Origin of the sequence: Nocardia sp. NPDC060249, from assembly GCF_042728755.1 — a bacterium.
GTDB lineage: Bacteria > Actinomycetota > Actinomycetes > Mycobacteriales > Mycobacteriaceae > Nocardia.
In genome coordinates this window covers 506,070-526,333 of sequence record NZ_JBHXAQ010000003.1, presented here as the reverse complement: position 1 = coordinate 526,333, position 20,264 = coordinate 506,070, and the positions used below count along the sequence as shown (strand labels likewise).

Here is a 20,264-nt window from a genome sequence, read left to right as displayed (position 1 = left end):
GGATGCACCGACGGGGATGGATCAATCGCCGACGGTGATGACCTGTGCTTCTTCGACGGAGTGCGGGGCGGGGTCGTGGTCGTCGATGTGAGCGAGCGCCCCGCGCCCGATGTAGAGGACCGCGACCGCGGCGGCCGTCCAGACCGCGCCGAGCCAGAACGGCTGCGACATGTTGTGCTCACCGAGCTTGCCCGCCACCCACGGCGCGGCCGCACCGCCACCGAATCGGACGAAGCTGTACGCCGCCGACGCGGTCGAGCGCTCGACCGGCGCCGAGATCATCACGGCCTCGGTGATCAGCGTGTTGTTCACGCCGAGGAACGCACCGGCGATGACGACGCCGACGATCAGCACGATCTTGTGTTCGGTGAACATCGCCATCACCGCCAGGTCGATCGCGAACAGGGCCAGCGACAGGGCCATCATCGGCAGCGAACCGAAGCGCGCCTGCAGTTTCGGGGCGAGGAACACCGAGGACAGGGCGAGCAGGATGCCCCAGCCGCAGAAGATGAAGCCGATCGCGTAGGTGCCCATGTCCAGCGGGAACGGGGTGAACGCGAGCAGGGTGAAGAAGCCGAAGTTGTAGAGCAGCGCGGTGATGCTGACGGTCAGCAATCCCTCGTGTCGCAACGCCTTGAACGGCGCGGTGATCGAGGTCGGATGCGCTGCCTTCGGCATATCGGGCAGGAGCACGACGATCGCGATGAACGCGACGGCCATCAGCACCGAGACTCCGAAGAACGGTCCACGCCAGCTGATTCCACCGAGCACGCCACCCAGCAGCGGACCGGTCGCGATGCCGATGCCGAGTGCGGCCTCGTAGAGAATGATCGCCTTGGCGACGCCGCCGGTGGCCGCGCCGACGATGGTGGCCAGCGCCGTCGCGATGAACAGGGCGTTGCCAAGACCCCAGCCCGCGCGGAAGCCGATGATCTCGCCGATGCTGCCGGACATGCCCGCCAGCGCGGCGAACACGATGATGATCGCCAGCCCGGACAGCAGCGTCTTCTTCGCGCCGAAGCGGCTCGAGATCACGCCGGTGACCAGCATGGCGACGCCGGTGACGGCCATGTAGCTGGTGAACAGCAACGACACCTGCGACGGCGTCGCGTTCAGCTGTTCGCCGATCGGCTTGAGGATGGGATCGACGAGGCCGATGCCCATGAACGCGATGACGCTCGCGAAGGCGACGGCCCACACGGCCTTGGGTTGGGAGTTGGTGGTTGCGGCGTTGTCGTCGCGAGTCAGCTGGCGGGTGCTCACTGGCGCTCCTGGTTGCATCACTGATGACCGCGGGCAACCGCGCGAAGGGCTGTCAGCAGGTCGTTCATGTCGGTATCGAGGCGGATCAGCCGATCGAGATCGAAATCGGCCAGTCCGGGTGCCATGGCGGCGGCGAACGCGCGCCTGGCCTCGGTGAGGCGGGACCGGCCGGCCGGGGTGAGCTCGATGAGCACTGCCCGGGAGTCGTGCGGGTCTTTGGTGCGGGTGGCGAAGCCGTCGGTGACGAGTCGACCGATCAGCGCCGTTGCCGCCGGTTGGGAACATCTGTCGATCCGGGCGAAGTCGCTGACCCGCAGCCCGCCGTGCTCGTCGAGCACGGAAAGGGCCCGCAGGACCGCGCGGGGCAGGTCGTCGTTGCTGATGGCCCCGGCCAGCCGGGTGAGTCGACCCGCAGTGACCAACAGGTCGACCACGATGTCGTCTGCCGATGGCTGCGGTGTCTGTTTCACGGGAGTTAATATTACATAAGCTAACTATCTAAATCTAGGCCGGTCGGCCCCGCGGCCACGGTGAAATGGCGCACAGCATGCCGAAAGCCCTGGCCGCAAGGCTGCGACCAGGGCTTTCGGCGAATTCGGCTAAGCCGCGACCGGACGTCGGCCGGTGCCGAACAGCTCGGCGGTGGCATGGGCCCGCTTGAAATAGAGGTGGGCGTCGTGTTCCCAGGTGATGGCGATGCCGCCGTGCAACTGGATGGTCTCGGCCGCCACTGTGGAGAAGGCCTCGGTGCAGTGCTTGCGGGCGACCCACACGTCCTCCGCGGCGGACGGACTGTCCTCGGCCACCGCGAGGGCGGCGGCCAGCGCCGCCGATTCGGCCGACTCGACCAGCACGTACATATCCGCCATCCGGTGCTTGAGCGCCTGGAAGCTGCCGATCGGACGGCCGAACTGCACGCGCGAGGCCGTGTACTCGACCGTCATCTCGAGGCAGTGCCTGGCCGCGCCGACCTGCTCGGCAGCCAGTGCCGCCCAGGCGATTTCGCGCAGACGGCGGCGCAGCGCGGCCGGGTCGCCGGTGCCGATCCGAGTGGCCGGTGCATCGGTGAAGGTGATGGTGGCGAGCTTGCGGGTGGGGTCGAGTGCGGGCGTCGCGGCGACGGTCACGCCGGGGGCGTCCGCTGTCGTCTCGAACAGTCCGTCATCGGTCAGCACCAACAGCAGGTCGGCCTGCGCTCCGTGCAACACGTAATGGGCTGCGCCACTGAGCTTCCCGTCAGTCGCGCCGACCCCGGCCGAATCCCAGCCGCTGGCGTCTGCCCAGCACAGGGCCGCCGTGCGTGACCCGTCTGCCAGATCGGGCAGCAGCCGGGCGCAGGTCTGCTCGTCACCGGCCAGCAGGATCGCCTGCACCCCGAGCACCGCCGACCCGAGCATCGGCACCCCGCCCAGCGTGCGCCCCACTTCGCCGACGACCATCAGCGATTCGACGAGGCCCGCGCCCGCGCCACCCCACTCCTCCGGCACCGCGAGCGCGGCGACCCCGACCTGCTCACACAGCATCCGCCACAGCTTCGGGTCGTACCCGAGCTCGGTGTCCATCGCGGTACGCAGCGCGGCTGACGTGGCGTGCTTGCCGAGCAGCGCACGCACGGAAGTCCGGAATTCGAGTAGTTCATTCGATGACATGGGGTCCCTCGTAAGGCTCGGTGATCGCGTCGCAGGCGGCGCTGGGGGAGTGTCGGCGGCGGTTCGGCGGGATTCGGCTGCCACCGCGACAGACGCCTGTGCGGCATTCGGCAGGTGCTGCCGTCGGTGGCATCGCGGGTCTCAGCTCGTCGCGGCCGCGGGTTCGGCGGCGCGCAGGGCATCGGCGATCCTGCCGCGGTGGAAATCGGCGGTGCCCCAGGCAGTCCGCAGCGCGGCGACCTTGGTCAGCCACAGCGACAGGTCGAATTCCGCGGTGTAGCCGATCGCGCCGTGGACCTGAAGGCCCACCCGTGCGGCGCGGTGGGCGGCGTCGCCGCAGGCCACCAGGGCCGCGGAGACGTCGCGGGCGCGGTCGTTCGATTCCAGCGTGAGCGCCGCGCGGTACACCAGCGGTTCGGCCAGGTCCAACGCGATCAGCACATCGGCGAGCTGCTGCTTCACCGCCTGGAATTCGCCGATCGCGCGCCCGAACTGCTTGCGCTGCTTCGCGTAAGAGGTGGTCTGCTCGAGAATCGACCGGCCCGCACCGAGCAGCTGGGCGGCACAGGCGAGAACGCCGGCGTCGAAGGCGTAGTCGATGGCCGCTTCGACCTCGGGACCTTCGGCGATCAGCTCGTCGGGCGTGACGCGGAACAGCTTGCGGGCGGCGTCGATCGAGGTCAGCGCATCCGGCGCGGCAACGCCGAGGGTCAGTCGGCCGTCGGCGGCGACCAGCACCGGCTCGGCGATATCGGCGTCGAGAGCGATGCCGCGCTGCGCCTCGAAGGTGATGGTGCCCAGCGCCTCGCCGCTCGCGAGGGCGGACAACCATCGCTGGGCGGGTGCGTCGTCCGGAAGACGTTGCAGCAGCGCCGGAAGCACGGCGGCGGACTCGATCACCGGGCCGGGCGCGGCGCCGCGGCCCAGTTCGATCAGCGCGACGACGAGATCGACGGTGGTCGCGCCCGCACCGTCGTACTTCTCATCGACGATCAAGCCGAAGACGCCCATCTCGGCGATCTGCCGCAGCAGCGATCGTCCCTTGGCCGGGTCGCCATCGGCCCAGGCCCGCACTGCCGCGGGCACCTGTCCGGCATCGAGGATCTTGCGCAGCTCGGCCGCGAAGTCGAGCTGTTCGGTACTGAGCGCGAATCTCATCGCAGACCTCCTGTGTTCGGAAGGGCGATTCGGCCCGAATGATTGACGTTCATCGCTTGCTCTCGCGGGGCAGGCCGAGGATGCGTTCGGCGATGATGTTGCGCTGGATCTCGTTGGTACCGGCGTAGATCGGACCCGAGAGCGAGAACAGGTAGCCGTCGGTCCAGTTGCTGCGCTGTTCGGCGGCCCCGCCGAGCAGGTCGAGCGCCGTCTCGTGCATCGCGATGTCGAGCTCGGACCAGTACACCTTGGTGATCGACGATTCCGCGCCGAGCTGCCCACCGTCTTGGAGCCGGGTGACGGTGCCGAAGGTGTGCAGGCGATAGGACTCGGCGCCGATCCAGGCGTCCACCACCGCGTTTCGGGCGGCGGTGTCGGCCGGTTCGGTGGTCTCGGTCCACAGGTCGATGAGCCGCCGCGCGGTGGCGCTGAACCGGCCGGGGCTGCGCAGCGAGAGGCCACGTTCGTTGGACGAGGTCGCCATCGCGACGCGCCAGCCCTCGTTCACCCCGCCGATCACATCGTGGTCGGGCACGAAGACGTCGTCGAGGAAGATCTCGGCGAAGCCGGGTTCGCCGTCGAGCTGGGGGATCGGCCGCACGCTCACGCCCTCGGCGGTGAGCGGGAACATCACGTAGGTGAGTCCGTGGTGGCGCTGGGCCTCGGGATCGCTGCGGAACAGGCCGAACGCCCAATCGGCGAAGGACGCACGCGAACTCCACGTTTTCTGGCCGTTGAGCAGCCAGCCGCCCTCGGTGCGCCGAGCGGTGGAGCGCAGGCTCGCGAGGTCGCTGCCCGACTCGGGTTCGGACCAGGCCTGCGCCCAGATGTCGTCACCGCGCGCCATGCGCGGCAGGATCCGCGCGAGCTGTTCGGGGGTGCCGTGCTCGAACAGCGTCGGCGCGAGCAGGAAGATGCCGTTCTGCGCGACCCGGCCCGGTGCACCCGCGGCGTAGTACTCCTGCTCGAACAGCACCCATTCCAGGATCGACGCGTCACGCCCGCCGAACTCGTGCGGCCACGACACCGCGGACAGCCTGGCCTGCGCCAGCTTCGCTTCCCATTCCCGGTGCGCGGCGAAGCCTTCCGCCGTATCCATCGAGGGCAACGGCTCGGCCGGCACATTGGCGGCGAGGAACTCGCGCACCTCCAGCTGGAATTCCCGGGCAGCCGGGTCGATCTCGAGATCCACTTACTTCGTCCCGTTCTGTTCGGTGGAGGTGGCCTTCATCGAGCGGGCGTTCATCCCGCCGAGCGAATCGGTGCCGACCTCGGCGTTGTGCGCGTGCGCGAAATGGTGCAGCCCGAAGACCGAGTCCATGCCACTGCGCATGCCCATCAGATCCTCGGCCTGGTTGACGGCTTTCTTGGTGAGTGCCAGCCCGAATTGCGGCATGGCGGAGATCTTCTCGGCGAGGCCCATCACCTCGGCCTCTAGCTCCTCGCGCGGCACGACCCGGTTGACCATGCCCCACTCCTTGGCCTGCGCCGCACCGAAGCGGTCGCCGGTGAACAGGAACTCCTTGGCCGCGCGCGGGCCCATCACCCACGGATGCGCGAAGTACTCCACACCCGGAATGCCCATCCGGACGACGGGATCGGAGAAGAACGCGTCGTCGGAGCAGACGATCAGGTCGCACACCCAGGCCAGCATCAGCCCGCCCGCGATGCACGCGCCCTGCACCATCGCCACCATCGGCTTGGGGATCTCCCGCCAGCGCCTGCACATGCCGAGATACACCTCGGACTCCCGCGCGAACCGCTGATCACCGCCGGGGCGATCGAGGTGGTCCCACCACAGCGCGGCCTTGTTCTCGTAGTGCACGTCGTGGTCGCGGCCCGGCGTGCCGATGTCGTGGCCCGCGCTGAAGTGTTTTCCGTTGCCCGCCAGCACGATCACCTTGACCTCGGGATCCTCGACGGCCCGCACGAAGGCGGCGTCGAGGGCGTAGGTCATCTTCGAGTTCTGCGCGTTGCGGAAGTCGGGCCGGTTCATGGTGACGACGGCGACCGATCCGCGCACCGCGTAGGTGACGACCTCGGTCTCGGTTTCGGAACTCACGACTTCTCCTCACGTAGCTCACGCTTGAGCACTTTGCCCGCGGCGCTGTAGGGCAGCTGGTCGCGGAACTCGACAAGCCTTGGCACTTTGAAGTTGGCCAATTTGCCCGCGGCGAAGGCGATGACCTCGTCGGCGCTCAGCGTCGACCCGGCCCTGCGGACGACGACGGCCTTGCCGACCTCGCCCATCCGCTCGTCGGGCACGCCGATCACCGCCGACTCGGCGACGCCGTCGAGCCGGGCCAGGGTCTGTTCGATCTCGGCGGGGTACACGTTGAACCCGCCGGTGATGTACATGTCCTTGAGCCGGTCGGTGATCTTGAGATAGCCGCGCTCGTCGACGATGCCGATGTCGCCGGTGTGCAGCCAGCCCTCGGCGTCGATGGCCTCGGCGGTGGCCTCGGGGTCATCGAGGTAGCCGAGCATCACGTTCGGTCCGCGCAGCAGCACCTCACCGGCGTCGGACAGGCGCAGTTCGAAATCGGCGATCGGCCCGCCGCAGGTGTTGGCGATCGTGGCCGCGTCGTCGGAGGGGCGGCACATGGTGCCGAAACCGGCCGTCTCGGACAGGCCGTAGGCGGTGATCACCACCTCGAAGGCGAGATCGTCGCGCATCCGCTCGATCAGCACCACCGGCACGGTCGCCGCGCCGGTCACCGCCACCCGCAGCGAGCTCAGGTCACGCTCGGTGCGCTGGGGATGCTCGAGGATGGTCTGGTAGATCGTCGGTGGCCCGGTGAGCACGGTGATCTGTGCGGACTCGATGAGCGCCAGCGCGGCGGGCACGTCGAAGGTGGCCTGCGGCACGATCGTGGCCCCGGTGACCAGGCACGCGAGGATGCCCGCCTTGTAACCGAAGTTGTGGAAGAACGGCGGGATCACCAGATAGCGGTCGCCCGCGCGCAGGGTCGAGCACTCGACCCAGCCGCGCACCACGCCCAGCGCCTGCCGGTGCGCGACGAGCGTGCCCTTGCTGCGGCCGGTGGTGCCGGAGGTGAACAGGATGTCGGAGATGTCGTCGGGACGGACCTGGTCCGCCCGCTCCTCGCCGACCGCGTCGGGCACGGTCGCGGCCTGGGCGAGCAACTCGTTCCACGTCACCGTGGTGCGGTCGGGCGCGGCCGCGGCGGGGGCGTCGTCGTCCTCGATCGGGATGACGACGACGGTCCCGATGCCCAGTTCCGGCGCCGCCGCCGCGAGTTCGGCGGCCCGATCGCGACCGAGGAACGGACCGGCCACGAACAAGGCCTTCGCGTCGACGCGGGCCAGCACGTCGACAGCCTCGGCTGCCACGTAGCGGGTGTTCAGCGGAACCAGCGCGGCCCCGGCGGAGTGCGCGGCCAGGGCGGCGATCACCCAGTGATAGGTGTTCGGCGCCCACATCGCGACCCGGTCGCCGGGGGAGATGCCGCGGGCGATCAGGGCGCGGGCGGCCACCCGGACCTGGTCGAGTAGCTCGGTCCAGTCCAGGCGGATCGCGCCGTCGATCAGGGCAGGCTCGTGCGGATGCGCCGCTGCGATGTGTCGCAGCGCCCGCGGAGTGGTCTGTGCAGGGGGTGTCACGGGGTCCTCACCGTTGTGCGGTTCGCTGTTCTTCCGAAGCAGCTAACAAAGCAAGTGCTTGGTAGGTTATCCTACCGAGGTGGGCGTGATCCAGACCTCAGATTCCGATACCGCGACTTCCGACGCGGAGTTTCGCGCGGAAATACGCGATTGGCTCGCCGAAAATCTTTCGGGCGAGTTCGCTGACCTGCGCGGCACCGGTGGACCCGGCCGTGAACACGAATTCTTCGACGAGCGATTGGCCTGGGACCGCCACCTCGCCGCGGCGGGCTGGACCTGCCTCGGCTGGCCGGTGGAATACGGCGGTCGCGGCGCGAGTGTGCGTCAGCAGGTGATCTTCCACGAGGAATACGCCAAGGCCGACGCGCCCGCGCGGGTCTCGCACGTGGGTGAGGAACTGCTCGGCCCCACCGTGCTGGCCTTCGGCACCGAGGAGCAGAAGAAGCGCTTCCTGCCGGGCGTGCGCTCGGTCGGCGAACTGTGGTGCCAGGGCTACTCCGAGCCCGGCGCCGGTTCCGACCTGGCCGCCGTCGCGACCACCGCGCGCCTCGACGGCGACAAGTGGGTGATCAACGGCCAGAAGATCTGGACCTCGCTCGCCCACGTCGCCGACTGGTGCTTCGTGATCGCTCGCACCGAGCGCGGTTCGAGCCGTCACAAGGGCCTGTCCTATCTGCTGGTCCCGATGAACCAGCCGGGCATCGAAGTGCGGCCGATCGAACAGCTCACCGGCACCTCCGAATTCAACGAGGTCTTCTTCGACGATGCCGTCACCGACGCGGACCTGGTGGTCGGCGCGCCGGGCGACGGCTGGCGCATCGCGATGGGCACGCTCACCTTCGAGCGCGGCATCTCCACCCTCGGTCAGCAGATCCGCTTCGCGCGCGAACTCTCCGACATCGAGGACCTGGCGCGGCGCACCGGCGCCGCCGGCGACCCGCTGATCGCTGATCGCCTCGATCGCGCCTGGGTCGGGCTCCGGGTATTGCGCGCGCACGCGCTGCGCACCATGAGCGAGGACCACGACGACGCGGGCGGCGCCTCGGTGTCGAAGCTGTTGTGGGCCAACTGGCATCGCGACCTCGGTGAACTGGCGATGGCCGTCCAAGGCGCGGCGGGCCTGGTCACCGGCCCCGACGACATGACCGCCTGGCAGCGGCTGTACCTGTTCAGCCGCGCCGACACGATCTATGGAGGTTCGAACGAAGTGCAGCGCAACATCATCGCCGAGCGTGTGCTCGGTCTCCCGCGAGAGGCACGCCCGTGAGTGAGCAGAAGTTTTCGGGTGCGCCGCAGTCGCTGTCGATCGCGCCGGCCTCGATTTCCGGGCACGGTCTGCTCGCCGGCCGGACGGCTGTGATCACCGCCGCCGCGGGCACCGGCATCGGCTCGGCCACCGCGCGCAGGCTGCTCGAGGAAGGCGCCGATGTGGTCGTCTCCGACTGGCACGAGCGCCGCTTGACCGAGACCGCCGAGTTGCTGGCCAAGGAGTTCCCCGAGCGCCGGGTCGGCGCCGTGGTCTGTGATGTCCGCGACACCGCGCAGGTGAATCAGCTGCTCGCCGACGCGGCCGCCGAACTGGGCCGGATCGACATCATGGTCAACAACGCGGGTCTCGGCGGTGAGACCCCGGTGGTCGACATGACCGACGAGCAGTGGGACCAGGTTCTCGACATCACGCTCACCGGCACTTTCCGCTGCACCCGTGCGGCGCTGGGGTATTTCCGCGGCGCGGGCCACGGCGGCGTGATCGTGAACAACGCCTCCGTCCTCGGCTGGCGGGCCCAGCACGGCCAGGCGCACTACGCCGCTGCCAAGGCGGGTGTGATGGCGCTGACCAGGTGCAGTGCGGTGGAAGCCGCCGAATTCGGGGTGCGGATCAATGCCGTCGCGCCGAGCATCGCCCGTCACCCGTTCCTGGACAAGGTGAGCTCGACCGAGCTGCTCGACTCGCTCAGCGAGCGCGAGGCCTTCGGTCGCGCCGCCGAACCGTGGGAAGTCGCGGCGACGATCGCCATGCTGGCCAGCGATTACACCTCGTATCTGACCGGCGAGGTCGTCTCGGTGAGCAGCCAGCGCGCATGATCGCCGTCGCGGGTTCTCCGAAACCAAGCAAGTGCTTGGTTGTACGATGACGGGTGTGACCGCACCCGACACCGTGAAACGCACCCGCCGCGCCGAACTCCTCGACCTCGCCGCCGACCTGTTCGCCGAACGTGGACTGCGCGCCACGACGGTGCGCGACATCGCCGACTCGGCGGGCATCCTGTCGGGCAGTCTCTATCACCATTTCGACTCCAAGGAATCGATGGTCGACGAGATCCTGCGCGGATTCCTCGACGACCTGTTCGGCCGCTACCGCGAGATCGCGGGCGCGGGCATGAGCTCGCGAGACACCTTGGAGTCCTTGGTGATCGCGTCCTACGAGTCGTTCGACCGCCATCACGCCGCCGTCGCGATCTACCAGGCCGAGGCCAAGAACCTACGCGACGCCGAGCGGTTCGGTTACATCCGTGACTTCAACACCGAATTCCGCGACCTGTGGCACCGCGTGCTCGCCGCGGGCGTGGCCGACGGCAGCTTCCGGCCCGAACTCGACGTGGAACTGGCCTTCCGCTTCCTGCGCGACACCGTGTGGGTCGCGGTCCGCTGGTACACCCCCGGTGGCCCGATCACCGTGCAAAACCTTGCCCAGCAATATCTCACCATCGTGCTCGACGGGCTGACCCTGCCCGAGAGCACCGCGAAATAGGAGTTCCATCATGACCGCATCCGCCGAGCGCCGCCCCTACGCCCCGTTGCGGGAGGCCTATGTGATCGATGCGGTGCGTACCGCGGTCGGCAAGCGCGGTGGCGCGCTGGCCGAGGTGCATTCCGCCGACCTCGGTGCGGCCGCGCTGCGTGGACTCGTCGAGCGCACGGGCATCGACCCGGCCGTGGTCGACGACGTGATCGTCGGCTGCGTCGACAACCTCGGCCCGCAGGCGGGCAATATCGGCCGCACCATGTGGCTGGTCGCCGGCTACCCCGAAGAGGTCCCCGGCGTCACCGTCGACCGGCAGTGCGGTTCCAGTCAGCAGGCGATCAACTTCGGCGCGCAGGCCATCATGAGCGGCACCGCCGAGGTCATCGTGGCAGGCGGCGTGCAGAACATGAGCGCCATCCCGATCGGCGCCGCCATGCTCGCGGCCAAGCCGTACGGCTTCGAGTCCTCGTTCATCGGCGCGAAGGGCTGGGACTCGCGCTACGGCACCGGCGAGGTCTCCCAGTTCAAGGGCGCCGAGATGATCGCCGAGAAGTGGGGCATCAGCCGCGAGGACATGGAGCACTGGGCGCTGCAGAGCCATCAGCGCGCCAAGACCGCCATCGCCGAGGGCCGCTTCGACAACGAGATCGTGCCGGTCGGCGAGTTCACCGTCGACCAGGGCCCGCGCGAGACCAGTCTGGAGAAGATGGCATCGCTGCAGCCGCTGTCGGAGGGCAGCCCGCTCACCGCGGCCGTCGCCAGCCAGATCTCCGACGGCGCCAGCGCCACCCTGCTCGCCTCGGAATGGGCGGTCCAGGAGTACGGCCTCACCCCACGCGCCCGCATCCATCACGTCAGCGCGCGCGGCGCCGACCCGATCTTCATGCTCAGCGCGCCGATCCCGGCCACCCAGTGGGCGCTGGAGAAGACCGGCCTGACCATCGACGACATCGACGTCATCGAGATCAACGAGGCCTTCGCCCCGGTGGTGCTGGCCTGGATCAAGGAGATCGGCGCCGATCCGGCGAAGGTGAACGTCAACGGTGGGGCCATCGCGCTCGGCCACCCGCTCGGCGCGACCGGCGCCAAGCTGTTCGCCACACTGCTCAACGAGCTCGAGCGGGTGAACGGCCGCTACGGCCTGCTCACCATCTGCGAGGGTGGCGGCACGGCCAACGTGACGATCATCGAGCGGCTGGACGCCGGCGTGAAGTAGCTCCGGGGAATTCATCCCACCTATGATGGCCTGGTGAAGGTGCTCGGTGCATGCCCGCTGGACTGCCCCGACGCGTGCTCCTGGGTGGTGACCGTCGAGGACGGGGCCGCCACGGGGCTGCGTGGGAACAAGGAACACCCGGTCACGCGCGGTGCGCTGTGCGTGAAGGTGAACCGGTATCTCGAGCAGGTCGGTGCGCCGGGTCGGCTCCGGTATCCGATGCGCCGGGTGGGGCCGAAGGGGTCGGGACAGTTCGAGCGGATCAGCTGGGACGACGCGCTCGACGAGATCGCCGCGCGCGTCACCGGCATCATCGACGAATTCGGAGGTGAGGCGGTCTGGCCGTTCCACGGCACCGGCAGCCTAGGCTACATCCAGGGGATGGAGGGCTTTCCGGGCCGCCGGATGTTCAACCTGCTCGGGGCCTCGCATCACCGGCCGACCATCTGCTCGGTCGCGGGCGGTGCCGGGCTGCGCTATACCCTCGGCACCTCCGGCGGGATGGACCCCGAGGACTTCGCGCAGTCGAAGCTGATCCTGCTGTGGGGTACCAACCCGCTCACCTCCGGCCATCATCTGTGGAAGTTCGTGCAGGACAGCGGCGCGTACCTGGTGTCGATCGACCCCGTGCGCACCAAGACCTCCGAACGCTGCGACGAGCACATCGCCCCACTGCCCGGCACCGACGCGGCGCTCGCACTCGGCCTGCTGCACGTGATCGTCTCGCTCGGCGCGCAGGACGAGGAGTTCATCGCCGAGCACACCGAGGGCTGGCCCGAATTCCGGGACCGCATCGCCGAATTCACGCCGGAACGCACCGCGGCGATCACGGGCGTTGCCCAGGATCGGATCGTCGCGCTCGGTGAGCGGATCGCGCGCACCAGGCCGACGGCGATCCGCGCCTCCCAGGGCATGCAGCGCCACGCGGGTGGCGGGATGGCCCTGCGCGTGCTCGCCTGCCTGCCCGGCGTCACCGGTGACTGGGCGATACCCGGCGGAGGACTGCACTATTCGACCAGTGGGCACTTCCGGCTCGACGTCGACGCGCTGACCCGCGACGACCTGCTGGCGCAGCCGGTCCGCACACTCTCGATGACCAGACTCGGCGAAGCCCTGCTCGAGGCCGAAGAGCCACCCGTGAAGGCACTGTTCGTGATCGGGGCCAATCCGGTCGGCTCGAATCCCGACCAGCGTCGCGTGATCGAGGGGTTGTCTCGCGAGGACCTGTTCACCGTGGTCCTCGAACACTTCGGCACCGACACCGTCGACTACGCCGACATCGTGCTCCCCGCCACCATGCAGCCCGAACACCTCGACGTGCTCGCGGGCTACGGCCACCTGTACCTGATCTGGAACGAGCCCGCCGTCGAGCCGCCGGGCGAATGCCTTTCCACGACAGAGACTTTCCGCAGGCTCTCGCATCGGTTCGGTCTGACCGAACCGGCGCTGTACGACTCCGACGAAGAACTGGCCAGGCAGCTGCTGAAGGGCTACGACCTCGACCGGCTCAGAACCGACGGTTTCCTCAAGGTGCAGGCCGGTCCGGTGCCCGCGGGCAAGCTCCAGTTCGTGTCCGCCAGAGCGGAATCGGCAGGCCACGACCCGCTGCCGGGCTACACACCCCCCGCCGATACCGGCGACGGTCTGGTGCTGATCTCCGCCGCCTCGCACTACTTCCTGAACAGCTCCTTCGGCTCCAACCCCGAATTACGCCGTCGCGCAGGTGAATCCAGCATCACCCTGCACCCCGAAGACGCCGCCGCGCGGGGCATCGCCGATGGTGCCGCGGTGGTCGTCGCCAACGATCGCGGCTCCTTCGAGGCTGTCGCCGAGGTATCGGACCGGGTGCGACCCGGGGTCGCCGGTACCACCAAGGGCCGCTGGGCCAAGTTCACCGGCGGCGCCACCGTGAATGCCACGATCGCCGAACGAGATTCGGACTACGGCGGCGGCGCGGTGTTCCACGACAACCGCGTCGAGGTGCGTCCCCGCTGATCGCCGCGCCGCCGGGCCCCGCTCAGAACTCGACGGCGTCGCGGATCAGCGGGCAGGTCATGCAGTGGCCGCCGCCGCGACCGCGACCGAGTTCGGCGCCGACGATGGTGATCACCTCGACGCCTTCCTTGCGCAGGGCGGCGTTGGTGTGGGTGTTGCGGTCGTAGGCGAACACGACGCCGGGTTCGACGGCGACCAGGTTGTTGCCGCTGTCCCACTGCTGGCGTTCGTTGGCGTAGTAGCCGCCGCCGGTCTCCACCACCCGCAGCTTCGGCAGGTTCAGTGACGCGGCGACCACGTCGAGGAACGGCGCGGTCTCCTCGATCACCTCGACTCCGGGCGCGCGGTCGCTGGGCCGCAGGGAGAACGGGTGGATGCTGTAGACGATGTCGGGGTACACCGTGACCAGGTCGCGGTCGGCGAAGGTGAACACGGTGTCCAGGTGCATGGCCGAGCGCAGCTTCGGCATCCCCGCCACGATCACCCGCTCGGCGGCACCAGCCGCGAACAGCGACGCGGCGACCTGGGTGATCGCCTGCCGCGACGTTCGTTCACTCATCCCCACCAGGACCACCCCGTTGCCGACCGGCATCACATCGCCGCCCTCGAAAGTGGCCAGGCCCCAGTCCTGTTCGGGATCGCCCCACCAGATCTTCGCGCCGGTGAAGTCGGGATGGAAGGCGTAGATCGCGGCCATCAGCAGCGTCTCGTCGTGCCGGGCGGGCCAGTACAGCGGATTGAGGGTGACCCCGCCGTAGAGCCAGCATGTGGTGTCGCGGGTGTAGAGGGTGTTGGGCAGCGGCGGCATCAGATACTCGCGAACCCCGGTCTGCTCGCGCGCCAGCGCGAGGTACCCGGAACGGAATTCGGCGGGCAGGTCCGCGGTCGCGAGTCCGCCGATGAGGTAGGTCGCCAGGGTGCGGTCGTCCACCGAGTCCAGGTAGGCCCTGGTGTCGTCGATCAGCCCGAGCCCGACTTCGTTGGCCACGATCTTGCGGTCGAGAATCCAGTCCTTCGCGCCGGGCACGGCGAGGGTCTCGGCGAGCAGATTGTGCAGCTCCACCACCTCGACGCCGCGGTCGCGCATCTTGGTCATGAAGTCGAAGTGGTCGCGTTTGGCGTTCTGCACCCACAGCACGTCGTCGAAGAGCAGGTCATCGCAATTGGTCGGGGTGAGCCGTTCGTGCGCCAGGCCGGGCGCGCAGACCAGCACCTTGCGCAGGGTGCCGACTTCGGAATGGACGCCGAACGCGGTGGCGGGGGTTGCCGTCATTTCTGCTCCTCGAGATCGGGCGGACTCAGATCGAGATGGCGCCGGTCGCCAAGCCGACGATGCCGATGACGGCGCCGAGGGCGACGGCACCGAACAGGACCCCCTCCCAGAGCGAGAAGACTCGCTTGCCCGCTTCGCGACGGGTCAGGGCGAACAAGATGGTGCCGGGCGCGTAGATGATGCACGACAGCAGCAGGAATTCGAGGCCGGCCGCGACGAGCATGAACGCGGTGTAGAAGGTGGCGACGAAGGCGATCACGAGCTCTTTGGTGCGATCGCCCGGCTGGATCCGCTCGTAGGTCTCCCTGGTGTAGGCGAGCTTGAGCGCGTAGGCCGCGGCCAGCAGGTACGGCACCAGCGACAGCGAACTGCACAGCTTGAGCGTGAAGGTGAACGCGTCGTCGGAGAACAGCGTCGTGACCAGCACGATCTGGATCAGCACGGTGGTGAAGATCAGCGCGACCACCGGCACGTTCGCGGCGTTGACCCGGGCCAGGAACGACGGCATGTCCCGGTCTTTCGCCGCCACGAACAACACTTCGGCGGCCATCAGCGTCCAGGCCAGGTAGGCGCCGAGGACCGAGATGATCAGCCCGATACTGATGAACCAGGCGCCCCAGGTGCCGACGGCGGATTCGAAGACCGGCGACATCGACGGCTGCTGCGCCACGGCGAGTTCGTCGCGCGGCATGATGCCGAACGACACCATCGTCACCGACGCGAAAATAGCCAGCACGCTGAGGAATCCGAGCACGGTGGCGCGACCGATGTCCTCGCGCTTGCGCGCGTACCTGGAGTACACGCTCGCGCCCTCGATACCGAGGAACACGAAGACTGTCACCAGCATCGTCGAACGCACCTGTTCGACCAGCGATTCGGAATACGCGTCGCCGCCCCAGAAGTTGTCGGCGAAGACACCGGCGTCGAAGTAGAACAGCAGCACCACGATGAACACCAGGATCGGCACCAGCTTGGCCACGGTGACGATCTGGTTGATGGTGGCGGCTTCCTGGATCCCGCGCAGCACCATGAAATGGAACGCCCAGATGCACACCGTCGACAGCAGCACCGCGGGAACGGTGTTGCCCTCGCCGAAGATGGGCAGCACCTGCCCGAGGGTGGATTTGATCAGTACCCAGTAGCTGACATTGCCGACGCAGGCGCTGGCCCAGTACCCGAACGCGGAGAAGAAGCCGAGGTACTCGCCGAAGCCGGCCTTGGCGTAGGCGTAGACACCGGCGTCGAGGTCTGGTTTGCGCACGGCCAGCGTCTGGAAGACGAAGGCCAGCATCAGCATTCCGGTGCCGGCGATCGTCCAGGCGATGATCGCGCCGAATCCGCCGGTGGCCTGGCCGAAGTTACGCGGCAGCGAGAAGACGCCCGCCCCGACCATGGAGCCGACCACCATCGCCGACAAGGTCAGCAGCGGCATCTTCTTGGTCGCGGTCTGTTCCGAGGCTGTCATCGCGCTACTCCTGTGGGTCGGTGCTGGCGATGGGGCGGACACGGGCCGAGGGCCGCGGTGAGGAGGGTGGCAATCATCGCGCATACCGGCACCGTCGAGCCATGGACCTGCCGTGGAAACTCGGCGTCCATGCGACCTCCCGGTGCGATGTCGATGTACGGCAAACTTTAGGCGACCGGGCACCGTCGGGAGCGGGTTCGGGCGCGTGTCGCGACCACGAGACACCCTGAACCGACACAGCACCGGACCCGATGCGCACCTCGTGAGTGCGGCATCGGGTCCGGTGCTCGATCGCCCCGTGGGAGCGACGGTTGGCTCAGGGCCGTCGATCGGGGCGAGTTCGTGGCGGGAGCGGGGTGTGGCTCCGGGTCAGTGGGCTTCGGCGGCGGACTCGACGGTGAGCGCCGAGATCGCCTCGATCCGGGCGAGGGCGTCGGTGACGATTCCGTCGATCAGCTCCGCCACCGTGGGCAGGCTGTCGATGATGCCGGTGACCTGGCCCGCGGGCAGTACGCCCGCGTCGGTGCGACCCTCGACGAGACCGGCCTTGGTCAGCATCGCCGAGTTCGCCGCCATCACGACCTGAGACCAGCTGAGGTCCTTGGTCTTTCGCATGGCCAGACCGTCACGCATCAGCGTCGACCATTTCATGCCGGTCATGCTCTTGAACTTGGCCGCGTTCGACACCGCCGCCGACAGACCGCGCCAGCCGCCGGAGTGTTCGAGCCTGGTCACCAGTTCGGTGTTGAGCATCCGATGCGGCATGCCGTCGACCTTCACCGACACCACCGTGTCCCCGAGGCCACGTGCCAGGTACTCCTGTTTCACGGCCTCGGGAACGGTGCTCTCCTGGGTGAGCAGGAAGCGGGTGCCCATCGCGACACCGGCCGCACCGTAGGACAGCGCGGCGGCCAGGCCGCGACCGTCGAAGAAGCCACCCGCCGCGATCACCGGGATATCGACCGCGTCGAGCACCGACGGCAGCAGCAGCGTGGTGGCGACCGGACCGGTGTGCCCACCGCCCTCACCGCCCTGCACGATCACCGCGTCGGCGCCCCAGGACGCCACCTTCACCGCGTGCTTGGCCGCACCGATCGACGGAACAACCACCACACCGGCGTCTTTGAGCCGGGCGATGAGTTCCTTCTTGGGCGCGAGCGCGAACGACGCCACGCGGACCTGCTCGCGGATGAGCAGTTCGATGCGCTCGCCCGCGTCGGTGGCGTCGGCGCGGATGTTCACGCCGAAGGGCTTGTCGGTGAGCGACTTGGTCTTGGCGACCGCCGCTTCGAGCTCCTCGAACGTCATTGTCGCCGAGGCGAGAATGCCGAGTCCGCCCGCGTTGGCGGTGGCCGCGACCAGCCGTGGGCCGGCGACCCAGCCCATCCCGGTCTGCACGACCGGGTGTTCGATGCCGACCAGTTCGGTCAGCGGAGTCCGCAAGCGCGCGCTCATGCCGCTACTTCCTTCTCCCGGAAACCCTTGGGATCGAGCACGGTTCGGATGATCCGCAGCTCTTCCTCGGTCGGCAGCCTGGTCTCGCCCGCCGCACCCAGCTCGGCGATCTCGAAGGAGGTGTTCTCCGCGACCTCTTCCGGGCTCACGCCGGGGTGTAGCGACAGCGCGCGCAGGGTGTGATCGGGGCCGTTGAAGTCGAACACGCCCAGGTTGGTCACCACGCGGTGCAGGTGATGGAAACGGTAGGCGGGGTTCTCGGGATCGATTCTGTCGTAACCGATTCCGGAGATGATGTCGACGTTCTCGACGAACACCCGATTGTTGTGCCGGGGCACGAAGTAGCTGGTCGCGTGGTTGATCGTGTTGCCCGGCGCGCCACGTACACCGAACATCTGCCGGGTCGGCTGCTGGAGCGGGCCGAAGGCCGACAGGTTCTGGTTGCCGAATCGGTCGATCTGGTTGGCGCCCATCACCACATGGCGACGACCCGAGGCGACCACGTCGAACACCCGGGAGAACGGAATCCAGCCCTCGACAGGAGCTTTCGCGCCGATCGCCGGTACCTCGGCGAAGAACAGCGCCTCACCGTCGGACAGCAGCAGATCGGGTTCGAAGGTGAGCCGGGCGAGCCGGGCGCCGATGGTGGTGATCGTCGACATCGGGCTGGCCATGATCTCGCCCGCGCCACGGAAGATCTCCGCCGCCGCGACGACACAGACCTCGGCGCGGGTGATGGTTCCGCTCTGCACTGCGGTCATGACTTCTGCTCCTCGGCGAAAGTGGCTACGGCGGACTGGTATTCCTCTTCGGAGACATCCAGGTAGCGAGCCTTGAACTCGGCCCACGACTCCGGCGTCTTCGCGGCCGCCACATAGTGCTTCTGAAACTTCTCATCGCGCCCATAGCTGCCGGAGAAGGTGAAGTGCGCGCCACCGGGCGACTCCACCACGCCGTCGACCAGCATGCGATTGAGGATGATCGACTGTTGCGGAACGGCTTTCACCAGTTCCTCGGTCTCGACGAGGCGATCCACCGAGACATAGCGACGCTCGGCCGCGAGGCAGTACAGATCGTCGAAGTACGGATCGACGCCCGTGTAGGCGGCGTTGCCGTGCTTGTCGGCCAGATCCAGGTGCACGAACGACGCGTCGAGGTTCAGGGCGGGCATCGCGACCAGGGTCTCGACGCGGCCGTCGGCAGCGGGATACGGCGACGCGACGGTCTTCAGCTCGCCCTCCCAGAAGTCGAGCACCGACGAGCCGAGCCCGGCCCGGATCGGCAGGAAGGGCAGTCGTGCGGCGGCCGCTTGCAGCCCGCACTTCACCATTCCCTCGTCCATCTCGCGCACGGTGATCGCGCCCTCGGTGCGCGCCTTCGCGAACCACGGGTCGTAGAACGGCGCCGAATCCAGCGAGACGAACCCGTAGTACGCCTTGCGGACCTTGCCCGCCGAACACAGCAGACCCAGGTCGGGACCGCCGTAGGTGACCACGGTCAGGTCGGTGACATCGGAGCGCAGCAGCGCGCGCACCAGCGCCATCGGCTTGCGCCGTGAACCCCAGCCGCCGATGCCGATGGTCATGCCGCTGCGCAGCTCGCCGACCACCTCGTCGAGGGTCATTCTCTTGTCGCGCATGGCTTTCAGCTCTCCTTCTTCTGCGCGGCGAGATCGTCGTCGAAGCGCGCCCTGATCTCGTCGGCGACACCGGCGAGGTTGAGCTCCATCGTGAAGCCCTGTTCGTAGCGGTAGGAACGGTGCACGTCCTGCACATCGATGCCGTTGAGCGCGCGTTTGGCGGCGCGGATCACGCGGCCGTCCTTGTTCGCGATATTCTTCGCGACGTCCATCGCGGCGGCGTCGAGTTCGGCGCGCGGCACCACCTTGTACACCGAGCCGAAGTGGTGCAGCTGCTGGGCGGTGAGCTTGCCCGCGGTGTAGAACATGGTGCGCATCAGGTGCTGGGGGACCAGCCGGGCCAGGTGTGTGGCGGCGCCGAGCGCGCCACGGTCCACTTCGGGCAGGCCGAACGTGGCGTCGTCGGAGGCGACGATGACGTCGGAGTTGCCGACCAGGCCGATGCCGCCGCCGAGGCAGAAGCCGTTCACGGCGGTGACCACGGGTACCTCACAGTCGTACACCGCGGCGAAGGCGTCGAAGCAGCCGTGGTTGGCGCGGATCAGCGCGGTGTGGTCGGCGTCGGCGTTCATCTCCTTGATGTCGACGCCCGCGTTGAACCCGCGGCCTTCCGCGCGCAACACGACCACCCGGGTCTGCTGGTTGCGGCCCGCGGCCCGGACAGCGTCGGCCAGTGCGAACCAGCCGTCCGAGGGCAGGGCGTTGACCGGCGGGTAGTCGACTGTGACGACCTCTACCCCGTCGGCTTCGGTGTGACGGTTTATCCCCATCGCGATGTCTC

The 20,264-nt window shown here is 68.3% G+C and carries 18 protein-coding genes; 5 read left to right on the top strand and 13 right to left on the bottom strand.

Features of this window, described 5'->3' with window-relative positions:
• Positions 1–21 precede the first annotated feature (21 nt).
• From ACFWFP_RS16245 to ACFWFP_RS16215, 7 genes are all read right to left on the bottom strand, one after another.
• Positions 22–1,263 (bottom strand): MFS transporter, encoded by a 1,242-nt coding sequence (locus ACFWFP_RS16245; RefSeq protein ID WP_379295739.1) that lies wholly within the window; start codon positions 1,261–1,263, stop codon positions 22–24.
• Between the two features lie 17 nt (positions 1,264–1,280).
• Positions 1,281–1,733, bottom strand: a complete 453-nt coding sequence (locus ACFWFP_RS16240; protein ID WP_379295737.1) for a MarR family winged helix-turn-helix transcriptional regulator — start codon at positions 1,731–1,733, stop codon at positions 1,281–1,283.
• 129 nt (positions 1,734–1,862) lie between these two features.
• Positions 1,863–2,912, bottom strand: coding sequence for an acyl-CoA dehydrogenase family protein (locus ACFWFP_RS16235; protein WP_379295735.1), 1,050 nt, complete (start codon positions 2,910–2,912; stop codon positions 1,863–1,865).
• Positions 2,913–3,053: 141 nt separating this feature from the next.
• Entirely contained in the window at positions 3,054–4,070 is a 1,017-nt protein-coding gene (locus ACFWFP_RS16230) for an acyl-CoA dehydrogenase family protein (protein WP_379295733.1), read from the bottom strand.
• Between the two features lie 49 nt (positions 4,071–4,119).
• Entirely contained in the window at positions 4,120–5,262 is a 1,143-nt protein-coding gene (locus ACFWFP_RS16225; protein ID WP_379295731.1) for an acyl-CoA dehydrogenase family protein, read from the bottom strand.
• A complete protein-coding gene (locus ACFWFP_RS16220) occupies positions 5,263–6,132 on the bottom strand; it encodes an enoyl-CoA hydratase (RefSeq protein ID WP_379295729.1) in 870 nt (289 codons plus the stop codon). It lies immediately after the preceding gene.
• Positions 6,129–7,694: a FadD3 family acyl-CoA ligase gene (locus ACFWFP_RS16215; RefSeq protein ID WP_379295727.1), complete on the bottom strand. Its 1,566-nt coding sequence runs from the start codon at positions 7,692–7,694 to the stop codon at positions 6,129–6,131. The genes ACFWFP_RS16220 and ACFWFP_RS16215 overlap by 4 nt, the downstream gene beginning before the upstream one ends.
• A 79-nt stretch (positions 7,695–7,773) precedes the next feature.
• On the opposite strand from ACFWFP_RS16215, the gene ACFWFP_RS16210 reads away from it, so the two are divergent.
• From ACFWFP_RS16210 to ACFWFP_RS16190, 5 genes are read left to right on the top strand one after another with little or no spacing between them, the layout of a single operon-like run.
• On the top strand, positions 7,774–8,961 hold the full coding sequence (locus ACFWFP_RS16210; RefSeq protein WP_379295725.1) for an acyl-CoA dehydrogenase family protein: 1,188 nt from the start codon (positions 7,774–7,776) through the stop codon (positions 8,959–8,961).
• The gene (locus ACFWFP_RS16205) at positions 8,958–9,779 is read left to right on the top strand and encodes an SDR family oxidoreductase (protein ID WP_379295723.1); all 822 of its coding nucleotides are present in this window, start codon (positions 8,958–8,960) and stop codon (positions 9,777–9,779) included. The genes ACFWFP_RS16210 and ACFWFP_RS16205 overlap by 4 nt, the downstream gene beginning before the upstream one ends.
• A gap of 46 nt (positions 9,780–9,825) precedes the next feature.
• Complete coding sequence (locus tag ACFWFP_RS16200) at positions 9,826–10,446, top strand: TetR/AcrR family transcriptional regulator (RefSeq protein WP_379295721.1); 621 nt, start codon at positions 9,826–9,828, stop codon at positions 10,444–10,446.
• Positions 10,447–10,492: 46 nt separating this feature from the next.
• Positions 10,493–11,656 (top strand): acetyl-CoA C-acetyltransferase, encoded by a 1,164-nt coding sequence (locus ACFWFP_RS16195; RefSeq protein WP_379296005.1) that lies wholly within the window; start codon positions 10,493–10,495, stop codon positions 11,654–11,656.
• Between the two features lie 33 nt (positions 11,657–11,689).
• Positions 11,690–13,651 (top strand): molybdopterin-dependent oxidoreductase, encoded by a 1,962-nt coding sequence (locus tag ACFWFP_RS16190; RefSeq protein ID WP_379295719.1) that lies wholly within the window; start codon positions 11,690–11,692, stop codon positions 13,649–13,651.
• Positions 13,652–13,673: 22 nt separating this feature from the next.
• Here the strand turns inward: ACFWFP_RS16190 and arcA are convergent, their stop codons facing one another.
• From arcA to ACFWFP_RS16160, 6 genes are all read right to left on the bottom strand, one after another.
• Positions 13,674–14,924, bottom strand: coding sequence for an arginine deiminase (gene arcA, locus ACFWFP_RS16185; protein ID WP_379295717.1), 1,251 nt, complete (start codon positions 14,922–14,924; stop codon positions 13,674–13,676).
• A gap of 25 nt (positions 14,925–14,949) precedes the next feature.
• Positions 14,950–16,389 (bottom strand): basic amino acid/polyamine antiporter, encoded by a 1,440-nt coding sequence (locus ACFWFP_RS16180; protein ID WP_379295715.1) that lies wholly within the window; start codon positions 16,387–16,389, stop codon positions 14,950–14,952.
• A 369-nt stretch (positions 16,390–16,758) separates the two neighbouring features.
• Positions 16,759–17,844: an NAD(P)H-dependent flavin oxidoreductase gene (locus ACFWFP_RS16175; RefSeq protein ID WP_379295713.1), complete on the bottom strand. Its 1,086-nt coding sequence runs from the start codon at positions 17,842–17,844 to the stop codon at positions 16,759–16,761.
• Complete coding sequence (locus ACFWFP_RS16170; RefSeq protein WP_379295711.1) at positions 17,841–18,605, bottom strand: CoA-transferase subunit beta; 765 nt, start codon at positions 18,603–18,605, stop codon at positions 17,841–17,843. Before ACFWFP_RS16170 ends, ACFWFP_RS16175 begins: the two co-directional genes overlap by 4 nt.
• The gene (locus ACFWFP_RS16165; protein WP_379296003.1) at positions 18,602–19,492 is read right to left on the bottom strand and encodes a CoA transferase subunit A; all 891 of its coding nucleotides are present in this window, start codon (positions 19,490–19,492) and stop codon (positions 18,602–18,604) included. The genes ACFWFP_RS16170 and ACFWFP_RS16165 overlap by 4 nt, the downstream gene beginning before the upstream one ends.
• Positions 19,489–20,253, bottom strand: coding sequence for an enoyl-CoA hydratase family protein (locus tag ACFWFP_RS16160; protein ID WP_379295709.1), 765 nt, complete (start codon positions 20,251–20,253; stop codon positions 19,489–19,491). The genes ACFWFP_RS16165 and ACFWFP_RS16160 overlap by 4 nt, the downstream gene beginning before the upstream one ends.
• Positions 20,254–20,264 lie beyond the last annotated feature (11 nt).

Coding starts and splice junctions, on each gene's coding strand:
- arcA (WP_379295717.1), bottom strand. CDS start 14,924: ATGACGGCAACCCCCGCCACCGCGTTCGGCGTCCATTCCGAAGTCGGC.
- ACFWFP_RS16235 (WP_379295735.1), bottom strand. CDS start 2,912: ATGTCATCGAATGAACTACTCGAATTCCGGACTTCCGTGCGTGCGCTG.
- ACFWFP_RS16180 (WP_379295715.1), bottom strand. CDS start 16,389: ATGACAGCCTCGGAACAGACCGCGACCAAGAAGATGCCGCTGCTGACC.
- ACFWFP_RS16170 (WP_379295711.1), bottom strand. CDS start 18,605: ATGACCGCAGTGCAGAGCGGAACCATCACCCGCGCCGAGGTCTGTGTC.
- ACFWFP_RS16200 (WP_379295721.1), top strand. CDS start 9,826: ATGACGGGTGTGACCGCACCCGACACCGTGAAACGCACCCGCCGCGCC.
- ACFWFP_RS16175 (WP_379295713.1), bottom strand. CDS start 17,844: ATGAGCGCGCGCTTGCGGACTCCGCTGACCGAACTGGTCGGCATCGAA.
- ACFWFP_RS16160 (WP_379295709.1), bottom strand. CDS start 20,253: ATGGGGATAAACCGTCACACCGAAGCCGACGGGGTAGAGGTCGTCACA.
- ACFWFP_RS16230 (WP_379295733.1), bottom strand. CDS start 4,070: ATGAGATTCGCGCTCAGTACCGAACAGCTCGACTTCGCGGCCGAGCTG.